15 protein-coding genes are annotated in these 16,374 nt (G+C 62.0%); 14 read left to right on the top strand and 1 reads right to left on the bottom strand.

What is annotated here, in order from left to right:
• The first annotated feature begins 235 nt into the window (after positions 1–235).
• From NKJ90_RS08780 to NKJ90_RS08740, 9 genes are all read left to right on the top strand, one after another.
• A complete protein-coding gene (locus NKJ90_RS08780; protein ID WP_023758090.1) occupies positions 236–418 on the top strand; it encodes a Flp family type IVb pilin in 183 nt (60 codons plus the stop codon).
• 176 nt (positions 419–594) lie between these two features.
• The gene (locus NKJ90_RS08775) at positions 595–1,113 is read left to right on the top strand and encodes an A24 family peptidase (protein WP_023758089.1); all 519 of its coding nucleotides are present in this window, start codon (positions 595–597) and stop codon (positions 1,111–1,113) included.
• A 211-nt stretch (positions 1,114–1,324) separates the two neighbouring features.
• The gene (gene cpaB, locus NKJ90_RS08770; protein ID WP_023758088.1) at positions 1,325–2,137 is read left to right on the top strand and encodes a Flp pilus assembly protein CpaB; all 813 of its coding nucleotides are present in this window, start codon (positions 1,325–1,327) and stop codon (positions 2,135–2,137) included.
• On the top strand, positions 2,134–3,654 hold the full coding sequence (locus NKJ90_RS08765; RefSeq protein WP_023758087.1) for a type II and III secretion system protein family protein: 1,521 nt from the start codon (positions 2,134–2,136) through the stop codon (positions 3,652–3,654). The genes cpaB and NKJ90_RS08765 overlap by 4 nt, the downstream gene beginning before the upstream one ends.
• A 14-nt stretch (positions 3,655–3,668) precedes the next feature.
• A complete protein-coding gene (locus NKJ90_RS08760) occupies positions 3,669–4,406 on the top strand; it encodes a CpaD family pilus assembly protein (RefSeq protein ID WP_023758086.1) in 738 nt (245 codons plus the stop codon).
• Positions 4,407–4,444: 38 nt separating this feature from the next.
• Positions 4,445–5,734: a CpaE/TadZ family protein gene (locus NKJ90_RS08755; RefSeq protein WP_032907103.1), complete on the top strand. Its 1,290-nt coding sequence runs from the start codon at positions 4,445–4,447 to the stop codon at positions 5,732–5,734.
• A 29-nt stretch (positions 5,735–5,763) separates the two neighbouring features.
• On the top strand, positions 5,764–7,266 hold the full coding sequence (locus tag NKJ90_RS08750; RefSeq protein WP_023758084.1) for a TadA family conjugal transfer-associated ATPase: 1,503 nt from the start codon (positions 5,764–5,766) through the stop codon (positions 7,264–7,266).
• A 29-nt stretch (positions 7,267–7,295) separates the two neighbouring features.
• Positions 7,296–8,309 carry a type II secretion system F family protein gene (locus NKJ90_RS08745; protein WP_023758083.1) on the top strand — a complete coding sequence of 338 codons (1,014 nt, stop codon included), beginning with the start codon at positions 7,296–7,298 and terminating at the stop codon, positions 8,307–8,309.
• A 9-nt stretch (positions 8,310–8,318) separates the two neighbouring features.
• Entirely contained in the window at positions 8,319–9,338 is a 1,020-nt protein-coding gene (locus tag NKJ90_RS08740) for a type II secretion system F family protein (protein WP_023758082.1), read from the top strand.
• 89 nt (positions 9,339–9,427) lie between these two features.
• Here the strand turns inward: NKJ90_RS08740 and NKJ90_RS08735 are convergent, their stop codons facing one another.
• Entirely contained in the window at positions 9,428–10,249 is an 822-nt protein-coding gene (locus NKJ90_RS08735; protein ID WP_023758081.1) for a tetratricopeptide repeat protein, read from the bottom strand.
• A gap of 128 nt (positions 10,250–10,377) precedes the next feature.
• On the opposite strand from NKJ90_RS08735, the gene NKJ90_RS08730 reads away from it, so the two are divergent.
• From NKJ90_RS08730 to pdeM, 5 genes are all read left to right on the top strand, one after another.
• On the top strand, positions 10,378–11,742 hold the full coding sequence (locus NKJ90_RS08730; protein ID WP_023758080.1) for a leucyl aminopeptidase family protein: 1,365 nt from the start codon (positions 10,378–10,380) through the stop codon (positions 11,740–11,742).
• Positions 11,743–11,814: 72 nt separating this feature from the next.
• A complete protein-coding gene (locus tag NKJ90_RS08725) occupies positions 11,815–12,165 on the top strand; it encodes a MarR family winged helix-turn-helix transcriptional regulator (RefSeq protein ID WP_023758079.1) in 351 nt (116 codons plus the stop codon).
• The gene (locus NKJ90_RS08720) at positions 12,149–13,042 is read left to right on the top strand and encodes a C40 family peptidase (RefSeq protein ID WP_084025239.1); all 894 of its coding nucleotides are present in this window, start codon (positions 12,149–12,151) and stop codon (positions 13,040–13,042) included. The genes NKJ90_RS08725 and NKJ90_RS08720 overlap by 17 nt, the downstream gene beginning before the upstream one ends.
• A gap of 67 nt (positions 13,043–13,109) precedes the next feature.
• Positions 13,110–15,659, top strand: a complete 2,550-nt coding sequence (locus NKJ90_RS08715; RefSeq protein ID WP_023758077.1) for a ligase-associated DNA damage response DEXH box helicase — start codon at positions 13,110–13,112, stop codon at positions 15,657–15,659.
• Positions 15,656–16,372 carry a ligase-associated DNA damage response endonuclease PdeM gene (pdeM, locus tag NKJ90_RS08710; protein WP_023758076.1) on the top strand — a complete coding sequence of 239 codons (717 nt, stop codon included), beginning with the start codon at positions 15,656–15,658 and terminating at the stop codon, positions 16,370–16,372. Before NKJ90_RS08715 ends, pdeM begins: the two co-directional genes overlap by 4 nt.
• Positions 16,373–16,374: the final 2 nt, after the last annotated feature.

The following is a 16,374-nucleotide window of genomic DNA, read 5'->3' as shown; positions in this document are numbered from 1 at the left end:
AAGGGTCCCCCGAGGCATGGTCCGGGTCGGGCCGCAAGGCTGCCAAATCCTGGACTGGAAGGTTCGGCGGCACTTTAGCCCGAAGTTAACCACGCAATATGTTCGAACCGGGAAAGGAATCGGTAAGGCTGTTTATTAAGCCGATCGAAAGAGCTTCTCCCTAGATTGGCAGCATCCGATCGACCATCACAGAAGTTGACGGAAGTGCTGTAACACGTGGAGTAGGAGCTCTCGAATGTCTAATCTCATCGCACGTTTTGTGAAGGACGAATCCGGCGCGACCGCTATCGAATATGGTCTGATCGCCGCTCTCATCGCGCTCGCCATCATCACTGGCGCCGGCGCGCTCGGCAATTCGCTCAACGCTAAGTTCACCGCCATCGGAACCACCTTGAACACCGCGCCGAGCGGCAGCTGATCGGCCTTGTCGCCGAGCACTTGGATTGCGTTCTGGAAAAGGGCTGCCACGTGGCGGCCCTTTTTCCATGCCGCTGCCAATCAACATTAGTCGTCTTTTCGTTCCGGGCCTCATCAATCGTTAATCGAACATGCCTAGATTGAGGCCCGTGATTTCGGACAATAGGCATAGCGCCGATGCTTGAAGCCCTGATCTTCGTCGTCTTTCCGTTCTGCATGCTGTTTGCCGCGATCTCCGACATGCTGTCGATGACGATCGCCAATCGCGTGCCGGTGCTGCTCGTCGTTGTGTTCGCGCTGGTTGCGCCTCTGACGGGTATGGACTGGGCGGCCTATGGCGGACATTTCGCCGCCGGCGCCCTGGTCCTTGCAGTGACGTTTGGCTTGTTTGCGATGGGCGGGATGGGCGGCGGCGACGCCAAGCTTCTGGCAGCCACCGCGATGTGGATGGGTCTCAACGTCAATCTCGTCGAGTATCTTGTGGCCTCGACAATCATCGGCGGCCTGCTGACGCTCGCGATCATCATCTACCGGAAGTCGTTGCTTGCGACCGTTACCGGCCAGAATCCGTTTCTGCGCCATTTCGCCGACGAGGCAAAGGGCGTTCCCTACGGCGTCGCGCTAGGCCTTGGCGGGTTGCTGACCTATCCGGATTCGCCCTTGATGGTATGGGCGCTCACAAGGCTGGCGGCCTGAGCACGATTTTTTTTATTACCTGCCTGCGTTGCCGCAACCGGCTCGAAACAGGGCCGGCCCGGCCATTTTGGCCGGTCAGGGCGCGATCCGGCTAATTTATGTAAACCTTAAATTAATCACGATCGTAAGCATTACATTAACCTTGTTTTGACGATTGCCGCTGCAAAGTCCGGCTTGGCTACGTGGTTTGCCAGGGCAAGGGTTCGGACAGATGCCAGCATCGCGATTGATAATTCTGAGCGTGGCGGTGGCCGCGGCGGGTGGTGCGGGCTATGTCGCGAAAAACATGGTGGCACCGCCGCCCCAGGTCGTCGTCGAATCCGGCCCTCAGGCCCCTGCGGTGGCTCTGCAGGATGTGCTTGTGCTTTCGGGCGACGTTCCGATGGGCAGCCCGATCGAAAGCAACATCGCCTGGCAATCCTGGCCCGCCGACGGCGTCAATGCGAATTTCATCACCCGCGCCGCCGAGCCCGAGGCGTTGGAGAAGCTGAAGAGTTCCGTTGCCCGTGTGGCGATGTATGCCGGAGAGCCTCTGCGGCGTTCCAAGCTGATCGGCGAGGGGCAGAGCTTCATGTCGTCGATCCTGCCTTCCGGCATGCGGGCGGTCGCCACGGCTATCTCGGCCGACACGTCGGCCGGCGGCTTCATTCTTCCGAACGATTTCGTCGATGTCATCATGACCCGCAGGGCCGATGCCAGCGCCGCTGGCGCCGGTTTCAACACCGAGACCATCCTCAAGAACATCCGCGTCCTGGCCATCGACCAGACCATTCAGGAGGATGAGGAAGGCAAGAAAACCAGGGTGGGCCAGACGGCCACGCTGGAACTGACGCCCAAGCAGGCAGAGATCATCACTGTCGCCCAACAAATGGCCGATCGCTTGACCCTGGCACTGCGGGCAGTCGCGGACACGCAGGAAAAGAATCTGGGTGAGGCCGACTATCTCGTTTCCGGCAATGGCCGCAGGGGAACGGTGAGGCTGATCAAGTCGGGCGAAGTTTCCGAGGTAGGGGCAAGGAAATGAGGCTAAGTGGTAAACTGCCGGCAATTGTAGCCGCGGCATTCGGCCTGCTGCTCGCCGGAACGAATGTGCAAGGCAGCGTTGTCGAGGCAAAGAACGCTCAGGTCACGGCATCGACGGCCACCCAGCGCGTCAAGCTCGGTCTCAACAAGTCGGTGGTCATCGATTTGCCGAGCGATGCCTATGACATTCTCGTCGCCAACCCGGCGGTGGCCGATGCGGTGACCCGCACCGCAAGGCGCATCTACTTGTTCGGCAAAGCAGTCGGCGAGACGAACATCTTTGTCTTTGGCCCGAATGGCGAGCAGATCGTCAGTCTGGATCTGGCCGTCGAACGCGACGTTGCCGGCCTTGAGGATTATATCAGGCGCTTCCTCCCAACGTCGGCCATCAAGGTGGAACTGCTCAATGACAACGTCGTCCTGACCGGAACGGTCGATACGCCGCTGGACGCAAAACGCGCGGTCGACCTGGCGACGATCTTCGTTTCGGGCGGTGAAGCGACGACGGGCCAATATTCGCAGACGGCGGCCGGCGGTTCGGCCCAGAGCGGTGTCGACATCAACAATCCGGACCAGGAGCGCCGCACCAGCAAGATCGTGAACCTGCTCCAGATCATCGGCGACGATCAGGTCACGCTGAAGGTGACGGTGGCCGAAGTCAGCCGTTCGGTGATGAAGCAGCTCGGCGTCAACATGGTCGGCAGCGGTGGCAGCAACGGCATCAGCTACGGCGCGATCAGCGATAATTTCATGGGTCTCGGCAAGCAGCTGTCGAACTCGGGCTTTCAGATCGGCGCGTCGGGGCTGCAGGCTTATGTCAACGCCATGGAGCAGTCCGGGGTCATGAAGACCTTGGCGGAGCCGACCCTGACCGCGGTTTCCGGCGAGAAGGCGACCTTCAAGGTCGGTGGTGAATACAACATGGTGTCAAACGTCGACCAGAAGGTATCCACCGACAACCAGACTGGGTTGAAGACCTACACTGTCGAAAAGATCGAGTACGGCATCGGCCTGGAATTCCAGCCGGTGGTGTTGTCTCCCGGCCGCATAAGCCTGAAAGTCCGAACCTCCGTTTCCGAACCAACAACCGAGGGATCCGTATCGTTGTCCGAAGGCGTGACGAGCGCCGGCATGAACGCCCTTTCGCTTCGCAAGCGTCTCGCCGACACCACGGTGGAACTGCCATCTGGTGGCTCCATGATGATCGCCGGCCTGGTTCGCGACGATGTCAGGCAAGCCGTCAACGGCTTGCCCGGGTTGACAAAAATCCCGGTGCTCGGCGCGCTCTTCCGCAGCAGGGATTTCGTGCGCAACGAGACCGAACTCGTCATCATCATCACGCCCTATCTGGTGAAACCGGTCGCACGCAACGACCTTGCCAAGCCAGACGACAATTTCAACGCCGCCAGCGACGGCGCCGCCATGTTCCTCGGCCGCGTCAATCGCGTCTACGGCACCATGCAGACCGACAAGCCCAACGGCCGCTACCACGGCGTCGTCGGCTTCATCTACAAGTAAGCGGGGAAGCGGACATGTCTCAGTCAGCATTGAAGGCAAGCACCATCGCCACAAGGATGCGCTTTGGCAGTTCGCAGGTCAGCCGGCGAGCCGTTCCGGTCGTGGCGGTTGCAATGGCGGCGCTGCTCGCCGGCTGCGCCCATCGCGACAGCATCACGGTCGGCGCCATCCCGGATGACTATCGCACGAACCATCCAATCGTGATCGCGGAGAAGAACCAGAAGATCGACCTGCCTGTCGGGGCCGGTGACCGCGGCATGACCGGCTCGCAGCGCGATACGCTTCTTGGCTTTCTCGACGGCTATGACAAGAGCGCCGCCCCGACGCTGACGATCCAGGTTCCGAGCGGCTCGGCCAACGAGGTTGCCGCGACGGCGGCCGGCCGTGATTTCGCCAGGCTCGCAGTCGCCAGTGGCATCAAGCGCAATCGCATCGTCGTGGTCTCCTATCAGGCCGGCTCGAGCGAGACATCCGCCCCGGTTCGCATCTCCTATATCTCGGTGAGAGCCCAGACCGACAAATGCGGACGCTGGCCCGACGACCTCGTCGATACGTCGGAAAACAAGCACTATGCCGATTTCGGCTGCTCCTATCAGAATAATCTCGCCGCCCAGATGGCCAATCCGGCCGATCTGCTCGGCCCGCGCAAGCCCTCCACAATCGATGCTGAAAATCGCGGCGCGGTGATCGATGCCTATCGTGCAAGAGGCATTTCGGACGAGTTCCTCGGTAATTCGGAAGTGACGTACTGAGCCGCCAGTCTCGGATTGAACAGGCCACGGAAAAGAGCATGACGATGAGCAACCTTGCCTACGATGCCCCGGTGGATGGCAGCGATACCTCGCAGCAGGATATTGCCGCGATGCAGGCATTGCGGCCGATCCCGCGCATCTCGATCCAGGCATTCTGCGAGACCGAGGGCGTTGCCAATCCGGTCGAGCGCGCCGGCGAGGACCGCCGCATGACGAAGGCGCATCTCAAGGTCCATATGGGCGGCGTCCCCACCGCAATAGAATTCTACCAATCGGCGCCGACGCCCAACCTGATCCTGCTGGAATCGCGCAGCGAACCGAAGCAATTGCTGGAGCAACTCGCCCAGCTTTCGGAATATTGCGATCCGACCTCGAAGGTGGTGGTGATCGGTCATTACAATGATGTCGGCCTCTACCGCGAACTCATCCGCAACGGCATTTCCGAATATGTGATCGCGCCGGTGTCGATGGCCGACATCGTCAGCGTGATATCGTCGATCTTCATCGATCCGGAAGCCGAGCCGCTCGGCCGCTCGATCGCCTTTGTTGGCGCCAAGGGTGGTGTCGGCTCCTCGACGATTGCCCATAATATCGCCTGGGCGATGTCGACCCTGTTCAAATCCGAAGTGGTCGTTGCCGATCTCGATCTGGCTTTCGGCACGGCCAACATCAACTTCGACCAGGATCCGGCGCAAGGCATCGCCGAGGCGGTGTTTTCGCCGGAGCGTATCGATGAAGTCTATCTTGACCGGCTGCTGACTCAATGCGCCGAGCATTTGTCGCTGCTGGCAGCGCCTTCGACACTCGATCGAGTCTATGATTTCGATCCCGAGGCCTTCACGCAGCTCGTTGACACCGCTCAGCGCAGCGTGCCGCTTTTGGTTCTCGATGTTCCCCATGTCTGGACGGGCTGGACCAAGAACACCCTGATCAAGGCCGATGAGATCGTCATCACGGCGACGCCGGAACTGGCCAATCTGCGCAACACCAAGAACCTCGTCGACATGCTGAAGCGGCTTCGTCCCAACGATCCGCCGCCGAAGCTGATCATCAACCAGGCCGGCGTCCCGAAGCGCCCGGAGATTTCGCCGTCCGATTTCGCCGAGCCGCTCGGCCTGTCGGCAATGTCGGTCATTGCTTTTGATCCGTTGCTGTTCGGCAATGCCGCCAACAACGGACGCATGCTCGGCGAAATGGATGCCAAGAACCCGGTTGTCGCAATGATCAACGAAATGGCGCATGTGCTGACCGGGCGCAGCGAAATCAAGGCCAAGAAGAAGGCCGGGCTCGGCAATTTGCTCGGCAAGCTTTCGCGCAACAAGAAGTGACGCTTCTGCAGTGGAATCGGTAGTCGATCATGTTTGGTAAAAGAGGTAGCGACGACGGCAACCGGTTCACGCCGGAATTTCGCCCGCCAGCACCAGCGCCTGTTGCGCCGCCGGCTGCAAGTTCCACGGACACGGCGGTTCTGGCCAGGCCTGCGGCTGCGCCAAGCTCACCTGTCGCGCCGCCGGCGCGCCGTGCGGTCGAGGCGCCGCCATTGGCGCCTGAGCCGAAGCGGGCACAGCGCGAAAAGAGCGAGACTTATTACGACACCAAGAGCCAGGTCTTCTCCGCGCTTATCGACACCATCGACCTGTCGCAGCTTTCCAAGCTTGATCCTGAAAGCGCGCGCGAGGAAATCCGCGATATCGTCAACGACATCATCGCGATCAAGAATTTCGCGATGACGATCGCCGAGCAGGAGGAACTGCTCGAGGACATCTGCAACGATGTGCTCGGCTATGGGCCGCTCGAGCCGCTGCTCGCCCGCGACGACATCGCCGACATCATGGTCAATGGCTCCAGGAACGTCTACATCGAAGTCAACGGCAAGGTCGAGCAGACCGGCATTCGCTTCCGTGACAACCAGCAACTCCTCAACATCTGCCAGCGCATTGTCAGCCAGGTTGGCCGTCGTGTCGACGAGTCCAGCCCGATCTGCGACGCCCGGCTTCCCGACGGCTCACGCGTCAACGTCATCGCGCCGCCGCTCTCCATCGACGGTGCCACGCTCACCATCCGCAAATTCAAGAAAGACAAGCTGACGCTCGATCAGCTGGTCAAATTCGGCGCGATCTCGCCGCAGGGCGCCGAAGTTCTCAAGATCATCAGTCGTGTTCGCTGCAACATCGTCATCTCGGGCGGTACCGGCTCGGGCAAGACGACGCTGCTAAACTGCCTGACCAACTATATCGACCGCGAGGAGCGCGTTATCACCTGCGAGGACTCGGCCGAGCTGCAATTGCAGCAGCCGCACGTCGTGCGCCTTGAAACCCGCCCGCCCAATCTGGAGGGCGAGGGTGAAGTGACGATGCGCGACCTGGTCAAGAACTGCCTGCGCATGCGGCCCGAGCGCATCATCGTCGGCGAAGTGCGCGGACCCGAAGTGTTCGACCTTCTGCAGGCGATGAATACCGGCCATGACGGCTCGATGGGAACGATCCACTCGAACAGCCCGCGCGAATGCCTGAACCGTATCGAATCCATGATCGCCATGGGCGGCTATTCACTGCCGCAGAAGACAGTGCGCGAAATCGTCGTCGGCTCCATCGATGTGATCATCCAGGCGGCACGCCTGCGCGACGGATCGCGCCGCATCACCCACATCACCGAGGTGATCGGGATGGAGGGCGACGTCATCATTACTCAGGATATCGTCCTCTACAACATCAAGGGCGAGGACGCCAATGGCAGGCTGCTGGGAGAACATGTATCGACCGGCATCGGTCGTCCGCACTTCTGGGACCGTGCCCGCTACTATGGCGAGGAGCAGCGCCTCGCCATTGCGCTCGAGGCGATGGAGAAACGCGCTGACTGACGCATCTTGGGGCGTAAGGGTTCGAGCCAATGTTTGGATTTGACGGCACAGTACTGGCGTTTGTCGTACTCGCCGGCTTCAGCGCCGGCGCCGTCGCCTATGCATTTCTGTTCACTCGGATCAGCAACGAGAAACAGGTCGGCAAGCGGCTCGAAACGATCAGGACCGCCGAGACGGATCGCTCGGTCGTCAAGGCCTCGCGCGATCGCGCGGCGGAAGCCACCAAGCGGCGCAAGTCGGTTCAGGATTCACTCAACGAGCTCGACGCAAAGCAGAGAACCAAGGACAGCGCCGTCAAGAAACCGCCGCTGAAGGTCCAACTCCGCCAGGCCGGCCTGAAGACCACGGTAGAGCGCTTCTATGTATATTCCGCCGTATGCGGCCTCGTTTTGACCATGGCCGCCTTTGTGGCCGGAGCGCCGAAGCTCGCCTTGCCTGGCGTGCTGCTGGCCGGGGCGCTCGGCCTGCCGCGCTGGTTCGTCTCGTTTCGTCGCGCGCGTCGGGTCAAGGCATTCCTCAACGAATTTCCAAACGCGCTCGACATCATCGTGCGCGCGGTCAAATCCGGCCTGCCGCTGAACGATGCCGTGCGCCTGATCGCCAACGAATCGCCCGAGCCTGTAAAGGCCGAGTTTCGTCGCATCGTCGATTCACAGCAGATGGGCCTCTCGATCCCCGACGCAACCTTGCGCATGCCCGAAACCATGCCTTGCACGGAGGCGGGTTTCTTCGGCATCGTCATCCAGATTCAGTCGCAGGCCGGTGGCAATCTCTCCGAGGCGCTGGGCAATCTTTCGCGCGTGCTTCGCGATCGCAAGAAGATGAAGGCCAAGGTGCAGGCGCTGTCGATGGAAGCAAAGGCGTCCGCCGCGATCATCGGTGCGCTGCCCTTCATCGTCGCCTTTCTCGTCTACCTGTCGAGCCCGGCCTACCTGATGCCGCTTTTCACCACCAGCGTCGGAAATCTGATCCTTGGTTGCGCTGGGGTCTGGATGTCGATCGGCATCCTGGTGATGCGCAAGATGATGAACTTCGAAGTCTAGGATGCTGGCATGACCGAGCAAGTTGTCAAAACCCTGACGGATCCAAGCTTCCTGATCGCGCTACTGGTCGGAATAGCGGTGTTTGCGACCGTCTTCACTTTGCTGCCGGCGTTTGGCGGAAACCAGCTCAAGTCACGCATGAAAACCGTTGCGCTGGAACGCGACGAATTGCGTGCCAAACAGCGCGCCCGGCTTGCCGTCGAGGCGGATCGCCGTCGCAAGGGCCTGCGCGAGGAACAGTCTGTTGGCATGCGCAACATTGTCGACCGGCTGGATCTGAGGCGCGCGCTCGCCGACGAGGGCACGTTGCAGAAACTTAAAGTGGCCGGGTTTCGGGGCCAGAATCCGCTGACGCGGTTTCTTTTCTTCCGTCTGGTACTTCCTTTTGTCGGCTTTGCGCTGGCCACAATCTACATCTTCGTGCTCGGGGCGTTGCCCGACAAGCCATTGGTCATCCGGCTGTTCGTCTGTATCCTCGTTGCGTATGGCGGCTTCTACGCACCGGTCGTCTATGTCAACAACCGTGCCACCAAGCGCAAGCAGTCAATCCAGATGGCATGGCCGGATGGGCTCGATCTGATGCTGATCTGCGTCGAATCGGGCATGTCGGTGGAAGCAGCGCTGCGCAAGGTCGCCGATGAGATCGGCGCGCAATCGGTGCCGCTGGCGGAAGAATTCATCCTCACCAATGCCGAGCTTTCCTATCTGCCGGAGCGCAAGCAGGCCTACGAGAACCTGGCAAGTCGCACCGGACTGGATTCGGTCAAGTCGGTGTCGCAGGCACTCGTCCAGGCCGAGCGTTACGGCACGCCGGTGGCGCATGCGCTACGCGTGCTTGCCGCCGAAAGTCGCGACATGCGCATGAATGCGGCCGAGAAGAAGGCCGCCGCCTTGCCGCCAAAGCTCACCGTGCCGATGATCCTGTTTTTCCTGCCTGTGCTTTTCGCCATCATTCTGGGCCCCGCCGGCATTCAGGTCAGTCAGCGCGGCATCTTCGGAGATCATCCGGCGCCGGCAGCATCTCAGTAGCAGCGCGGCAAATCCCTGTACGACATGTGAAAAAGCCGCGCTGGATGCAGCGCGGCCTTTTTCATTCAACTTCCTTGCGGATTGTTGTTTCAGTTAGTCGCGGACTTTGACTTGTCCTGATCCTTGAGCTGGCTCCAGGCATTCTGCTGTGCCAGCATCTGCCTGAGATAGGCGACGTTGGCCTGCGCCTGCTCAGGCGAGAGTTCCTGTGAGGCGATCTTCTCGGCCTCGTCGAAACGGCCTTGCAGCCCGACGACCAGCGCCAGGTTCTGGCGGACCCGGCTGTCCGCATTGGGCTGCTGCGCGGCCGAGCGCATATAGGTTTCGGCGGTGCGCAGGTCCCCTTCCAGCACATAGGACATGCCAAGGTTGGAGAGCACCGAAGGCTCGTTCGGCTTGAGTTCGAGCGCCTTGCGGTAAAGCTGGCGCGCATTATCCTTCTGGCCGGTCTGGTCGAGAATGGCCGCTTCGGCCGACACCAGCCTCCAGTCGGGATATTCCGGTGTCTGAGCGCGGCGTACGGCGTCAAGCGCCGCCTCGAACTGGCCGTTGGCCGCCAGCGCCTTGCCATAGGCGGCAAGCACGTCACGATCCTTCGGCAGAGCGATCGCCAGCTTGCGCATCACGGCGAGCGACTGGTCGGCGTCACCATCCATCTGCAGTGCCGCCGCATAATTGGTCGCTATCCGCTTGTCGTTGGGGTTCCTGGCGTAGGATTGGCCAAGGGCGCCGGTGGCATTGTGCAGTTCTCCGGCCGACATGAGTTCCAACGGTTTGCCTCCGGTGCGCCCGATCGAGCCGGTGGAGAGCTTGTCGGTTCCGCAACCGGCGACGCCCGCCGCGAGCGCCAGCGCAAAGGCCGTGGTGATGAGCCGCTTTCCCCTGGCGTTGATCGTGCTGTTGGTCGGCATGGCTACCTAAGCCTCCATTCATGCGCGGCCATTGCGTGGCCGTCTTCCCTCTCGCAGAAATATTCTGTTAACCCTAACGGACAGTTAAGAACGCCGACTCGGGGCGCCCGCCGCACGGAGACCATCGAATGCCTGTCGAACTCGTCGAGAAGAAGCTGCCGGGCACATTGCCGGTCCATCTGGTCGCCAGCGACGGTCTGGACGCAGCCGGTCTTGCGCCAGCGGCTGTCGCCTGGGCAAGAGCCAATGGCTTTTCCGGCGAGGCAGGCAGGACGCTGGTCGTGCCTGGCGAAAAAGGAGCGCTCGGCGGCGCCCTCTTCGGTATCGGCGATGGCGAAGGCGCGCTCGCGCTCGGCGCATTGTCGAAAGCCTTGCCGGAAGGCGACTGGCATTTCGCCTCGACGCCGGCCGAGCCGGAACTTGCGGCAACCGCGCTGGTGCTCGGCGGCTATGTCTTCACCCGCTATGGCAAGAAGCCTGGCAAGGCGCTGCGCTTCGGCCTGCCGGCCGGCGTCGATACCGGGCGGGTTCGCCGTATTGTCGATGGCGTTTTCCTGGCCCGCGATCTGGTCAACACGCCGACCAGCGATATGGGCCCGGAAGACCTGGAGAAGGCGGTGCGGACCCTTGCCGACAGGCACAAGGCCGGAGTCTCGGTGGTCAAGGGCGACGATCTTCTCGATCAGAACTTCCCGATGATCCACGCCGTCGGCCGCGCGTCGACCGCCGCGCCGCGCCTGATCGACATGCGTTGGGGGCAGCAAGGCGCGCCGAAGGTGACGCTGGTCGGCAAGGGTGTCTGTTTCGATACTGGCGGTCTCGACATCAAGCCGTCGTCCGGCATGCTTTTGATGAAGAAGGACATGGGCGGTGCCGCCAACGTGCTTGGCCTGGCCTCGATGATCATGGCTGCCGGGCTGAATGTGCGGCTGCGCGTGCTCATTCCGGCGGTCGAGAATTCGATTGCCGGCAACGCCTTCCGGCCCGGCGACGTGCTGACGAGCCGCAAGGGCATGTCAGTCGAGATCGGCAACACGGACGCCGAGGGGCGGCTGGTGCTCGCCGATGCGCTGGCGCTGGCCGACGAGGAGGAGCCGCAGCTTCTGGTCGACATGGCGACACTGACCGGGGCTGCCCGTGTCGCGCTCGGTCCCGACCTGCCACCATTCTATACCGGCGACGAAACGCTCGCATTCGACCTCGCGGCGGCTTCTGTTGCGGTCGAGGATCCGCTGTGGCGGATGCCATTATGGCGGCCTTACGATTCAAAACTGTCGTCGAAGATCGCCGACATCAACAATGTCACCACGGACGGTTTTGCCGGCTCGATCACGGCGGCACTATTCCTGAAGCGCTTTGTCGAAAAGACTGTGGCCTGGGCGCATTTCGACATCTTCGCCTGGAACCCTGCTGACCGCCCGCATGGTCCTGCTGGCGGCGAGGCACAAGGCATCCGCGCGCTTGAGCGGATCATCTCGAAGCGCTTTGGCTGATAGAGTTAGGCAGAGCGGGCAAATTACGGAAACTGAAACGGAACCGAAACAATTTGCCGTCATGCTGGCGCGATGTCGATTGCGATGCGCCCGAGCCAGGCCTTGCGACTGTGGCAGCAAGTGATGCTGTCGCAAGTGCGCAACGATGCACCCGATCTGACCATGCGCCAGACCGCGATCCTGTTCACAATCTATCTCGACCCGCCGCCACATACCGTGCGTGGGCTAGCTGCCCGCCTCAACGTCACCAAGCCGGTGATTACGCGCGCGCTTGACACGATGGGCGCATTGAAACTGGTATCGCGCCATCGCGACGAACTCGACAAGCGAAATGTGCTGATCAGACGCACGGTCGAGGGCGCTCTCTTTGTCGAGCGCTTCGGCGATGATATCATCGCCAAGGCCCATGAGTTACCCATCTAATTTCAGAGTTGCCGATTTGACTGCCAGGGATGCCCGCCTTCACGCTTTCCGTTCCGACCTTGCCGATGCTCGGCTGAAGGGCGAAGTCGCCGCAGACCGCTTCGTTGCCGGTCGGCCGGCGCGGATCACTGCAGCCGTGGCCGATATCCGCAAGGCGCCGCGGCCGGATGCCGGTGTCAACACGCAAGCCCTGTTCGGTGACGATGTCCTCGTCTTCGAGGTCGCTGAGGGCTGGGCATGGGTCCAGGCGGAACGTGACGGCTATGTCGGCTATGTCGCCGATACCATGCTGGGCGGGCGGGCACATGCGCCCACGCACATCGTCTCGGCACCACGCACTTTTCTCTATCCTGGACCCGATCTGCGGTTTCCGATCTCAGGACGATTGTCGATGGGATCGACGGTAGCGGTGACGGGCGCCGCCGAGACGCGCGGCACCCACTATGCCGTCCTGCCCTCCGGCGAGGCGGTCATCGCAGGTCATCTGCGGCCTCTCGGTGAAGTGGCCACCGATTATGCTTCGGTGGCTGAGATGTTTCTCGGCACACCCTATCTCTGGGGCGGCACTTCCGGCTTCGGCATCGATTGTTCGGGCCTGGTGCAACTGGCGATGCGCATGGCCGGCAGGAACGTGCTGCGCGATACCGACATGCAGGCGGCGACGCTCGGCGAGCCGCTGGAACCGGGACCTGATTTCTCAGGGTTGCGGCGCGGCGACCTGGCGTTTTGGAAGGGCCATGTCGCCGTTATGACCGATGCCGACACCATGATCCACGCCAACGGCCACACCATGCTGGTGTCGCGTGAGGGACTGCGCGACGCCGTCGCCCGCATCGGCTACCTCTATGGCGGCCCGACGGGGTTTCGGCGGCCGTAGGAACGAACGATCCCCTTTTGTTCCGATTCTTCTTGGCGATTGACTGCCGTCGCGCTAACTCTGGCACGTGACAGAGCAGCCGCGCCTTGCCGAACAGAATGCCACCGTAGTCCTGCCAGAACCATTCATCCGATGGTTTGGCGAGAAAGGCTGGTCGCCGCGCGCCCATCAGATCGAACTCCTGGCGATGGTCCAGGCCGGGCAGTCGGTCCTGCTGATCGCCCCGACCGGCGCCGGCAAGACGCTGGCCGGGTTCCTGCCCTCGCTGACTGAACTTGCGAACCGGCCAAGGCGAAAGCCGGGCCAGGCGCATCGCGGCATCCACACGCTCTATATCTCGCCACTGAAGGCGCTTGCCGTCGATATCGAGCGCAACCTCGGCAAGCCGGTGGAGGAGATCGGGCTGCCCGTCACCATCGAGACGCGCACCGGCGACACCCCCGGGCACAAGCGCCAGCGCCAGAAACTGGTGCCGCCCGATATTCTGCTGACCACGCCCGAGCAACTGGCGCTGCTGATCGCAGCAGGCGATGCAAGGCGCTTCTTTGAGGACCTGCGCTACGTCGTGCTCGACGAATTGCATTCACTGGTGACGTCGAAACGCGGACATCTGCTGGCGCTCGGGCTGGCGCGGTTGCGCAGCTTTGTCCCTGGCCTGCAGACGATCGGGCTGTCGGCGACGGTGGCCGAGCCGGACGAGTTGCGGCGCTGGCTGGTCAGCCAGAATCCACCCAAAGAGTCGACAAGCCCGGGGATGGCCGAATTGATCGTCGTCACGGGCGGTGCGAAGCCGGAGATCTCCATCCTCGATTCGGAAGAGCGCGTGCCGTGGGCAGGGCATTCGGCGCGCTACGCCACGCCGGAGATTTACCGCGAGATCAAGCGCCACAAGACCACCCTGTTGTTCGTCAACACCCGCAGCCAGGCGGAGCTGCTGTTCCAGGAATTGTGGCGGGTCAATGAGGATACCTTGCCGATTGCGTTGCATCACGGCTCGCTCGACGTTGCCCAGCGCCGGCGCGTCGAGAAGGCGATGGGCGAGAATGCGCTGCGTGCCATCGTCGCCACCTCGACGCTCGATCTCGGCATCGATTGGGGCGATGTCGACCTGGTCGTGCATGTCGGCGCGCCGAAAGGGGCGAGCCGGCTGGCGCAGCGCATCGGCCGTGCCAACCACCGCATGGACGAGCCGTCCAAGGCGATCCTGATCCCGGCCAATCGTTTCGAGGTGCTGGAGTGCCGGGCCGCCCTCGATGCCAATTATCTCGGCGCGCAGGACACGCCGCCGCTGATCGATGGCGGCCTCGATGTGCTGGCCCAGCATGTGCTGGGCTGCGCCTGCGGCGCGCCATTCCGTGCCGATGATCTGTTCGAGGAAGTGCGAACAGCCGCGCCCTATGTCAGCCTCGATCGGTCGACATTCGATCGTGTCGTAGATTTCGTCGCCACCGGCGGCTATGCGCTGAAGAATTATGAGCGCTATGCCCGCATCCGGCTGAACAAGGATGGGTTGTGGCGCGTGTCCAATCCGCGCGTTGCCCAGCAATACAGGCTGAATGTCGGCACCATCATCGAGGTGCCGGCCCTCAACGTGCGTTACATCAAGGCCGGCAGCAAAGGCGCGGCTTCGCGCGGCGGCCGGGTTCTCGGCAAGATCGAGGAAGCCTTCCTCGAAACGCTGACGCACGGCGACACGTTCATGTTTGCCGGCAAGGTGCTGCGCTTCGAAGGCATTCGCGAGAATGAATGCTTCGTGTCGAACGCGCCGGGCAGCGATGCCAAGGTGCCCTATTATGGCGGCGGCAAGTTCCCGCTTTCGACCTATCTCGCCGAACAGGTCCGCATCATGCTGGACGACCCGCAGCGCTGGAAGAAGCTGCCCGAGCAGGTCGCCGACTGGCTGCGGTTCCAGGCCGACAAATCGGTGCTGCCCAAACGCAATGACCTGCTGATCGAGACCTTTCCACGAGGCAATCGCCATTATCTCGTGGCCTACCCGTTCGAGGGCAGGCTAGCGCACCAGACGCTCGGCATGCTGCTCACCCGCCGCCTCGACAGGACGGGAGCCAGGCCGCTCGGCTTTGTCGCCACCGACTATGCACTGGCGATATGGTCACTGGGCGACATGGGCACGATGTTCAAAGCTCGGAAGCCTTCGCTCAGTGCACTTTTCGACCAGGACATGCTTGGCGACGACCTCGAAGCCTGGCTGGCCGACAGCTGGCTTCTCAAGCGCACCTTCCGCAACTGCGCGCTGATTTCGGGATTGATCGAAAAACGCCATCCGGGGCAGGAAAAGAGCGGCCGCCAGGTCACCGTGTCGACCGATCTCATTTACGATGTGCTGCGCAGCCATGAGCCGGACCACATCCTGCTGCAGGCGACACGTGCGGATGCGGCGACCGGTCTGCTCGATGTCAGCAGACTTGCCGACATGCTCTCGCGCATCCAGGGTCGAATCGTGCATAAGGCGCTTGAACAGATTTCGCCGCTTGCCGTGCCGATCATGCTTGAGATCGGCAAGATGCCGGTGAACGGCGAGGCTGATGAAACGCTGCTTATGGATGCGGCGACATTGGTCGAGGAGGCAATGGGGCCGGGGATGGTCGAGGAATGAATTTTTCGCTGGCGCGCACATCGCTGATCGGCGAGGCCGACCTTGTCGGCATCGCCGGCGAGCGCGCCGTCTGCGATCCGCGCGGTGTGCTCTATTTTCCCGAGTTCAGGCTTCTGGCCGTGTCCGACCTGCATCTGGAAAAGGGTTCGTCGCTGGCAAGGCGCGGCACGCTGATTCCGCCTTACGACACCGGTGCAACCTTGCTGAGACTGCAGGCCGTGATCGCTGACTATCAGCCATCCATGGTCATCAGCCTGGGCGATAGTTTTCACGATGGCGGCGGCGCCGGACGCATGCATGCGAGCTTTCGCGAGCGGCTGGAGGCACTGATGTCAGGCCGCGACTGGTTCTGGGTTGCCGGCAATCACGATCCGGAAGCGCCCGCCGACCTGCCGGGCGAAACGGTGCGCGAACTCGCCATTGGCTCGCTGCTGTTTCGGCATGAGCCTTCGAAGGTACGCGTCGAGGGCGAAATAGCAGGACATCTACATCCATGCGCCCGCATCGTGCAGCAGGGCCGCTCGGTGCGGCGGCGCTGCTTTGCCGGCGACGGGGGCCGCATGATCATGCCGGCATTCGGCGCCTATACCGGCTCCCTTAACGTGCTCGACCGCGCCTATGCCGGGCTGTTCCGGCTGGATACTCTGATGGCCTACATGCTCGGCGTGGACCGCATTTTTGCGATATCCCGCTCAATGCTGAGGCCTGGCTGAGA

This window comes from Mesorhizobium sp. M0051, from assembly GCF_040323235.1.
Classification (GTDB): Bacteria; Pseudomonadota; Alphaproteobacteria; order Rhizobiales; family Rhizobiaceae; genus Mesorhizobium.
The sequence above is the reverse complement of the archived record's forward strand: the minus strand, read 5'-3'. Positions and strand labels throughout refer to the sequence as shown.

Coding starts and splice junctions, on each gene's coding strand:
- NKJ90_RS08775 (WP_023758089.1), top strand. CDS start 595: ATGCTTGAAGCCCTGATCTTCGTCGTCTTTCCGTTCTGCATGCTGTTT.
- NKJ90_RS08725 (WP_023758079.1), top strand. CDS start 11,815: ATGTCGATTGCGATGCGCCCGAGCCAGGCCTTGCGACTGTGGCAGCAA.
- NKJ90_RS08760 (WP_023758086.1), top strand. CDS start 3,669: ATGTCTCAGTCAGCATTGAAGGCAAGCACCATCGCCACAAGGATGCGC.
- cpaB (WP_023758088.1), top strand. CDS start 1,325: ATGCCAGCATCGCGATTGATAATTCTGAGCGTGGCGGTGGCCGCGGCG.
- NKJ90_RS08745 (WP_023758083.1), top strand. CDS start 7,296: ATGTTTGGATTTGACGGCACAGTACTGGCGTTTGTCGTACTCGCCGGC.
- NKJ90_RS08755 (WP_032907103.1), top strand. CDS start 4,445: ATGACGATGAGCAACCTTGCCTACGATGCCCCGGTGGATGGCAGCGAT.
- NKJ90_RS08750 (WP_023758084.1), top strand. CDS start 5,764: ATGTTTGGTAAAAGAGGTAGCGACGACGGCAACCGGTTCACGCCGGAA.
- NKJ90_RS08740 (WP_023758082.1), top strand. CDS start 8,319: ATGACCGAGCAAGTTGTCAAAACCCTGACGGATCCAAGCTTCCTGATC.
- pdeM (WP_023758076.1), top strand. CDS start 15,656: ATGAATTTTTCGCTGGCGCGCACATCGCTGATCGGCGAGGCCGACCTT.
- NKJ90_RS08720 (WP_084025239.1), top strand. CDS start 12,149: ATGAGTTACCCATCTAATTTCAGAGTTGCCGATTTGACTGCCAGGGAT.
- NKJ90_RS08730 (WP_023758080.1), top strand. CDS start 10,378: ATGCCTGTCGAACTCGTCGAGAAGAAGCTGCCGGGCACATTGCCGGTC.
- NKJ90_RS08735 (WP_023758081.1), bottom strand. CDS start 10,249: ATGCCGACCAACAGCACGATCAACGCCAGGGGAAAGCGGCTCATCACC.
- NKJ90_RS08780 (WP_023758090.1), top strand. CDS start 236: ATGTCTAATCTCATCGCACGTTTTGTGAAGGACGAATCCGGCGCGACC.
- NKJ90_RS08765 (WP_023758087.1), top strand. CDS start 2,134: ATGAGGCTAAGTGGTAAACTGCCGGCAATTGTAGCCGCGGCATTCGGC.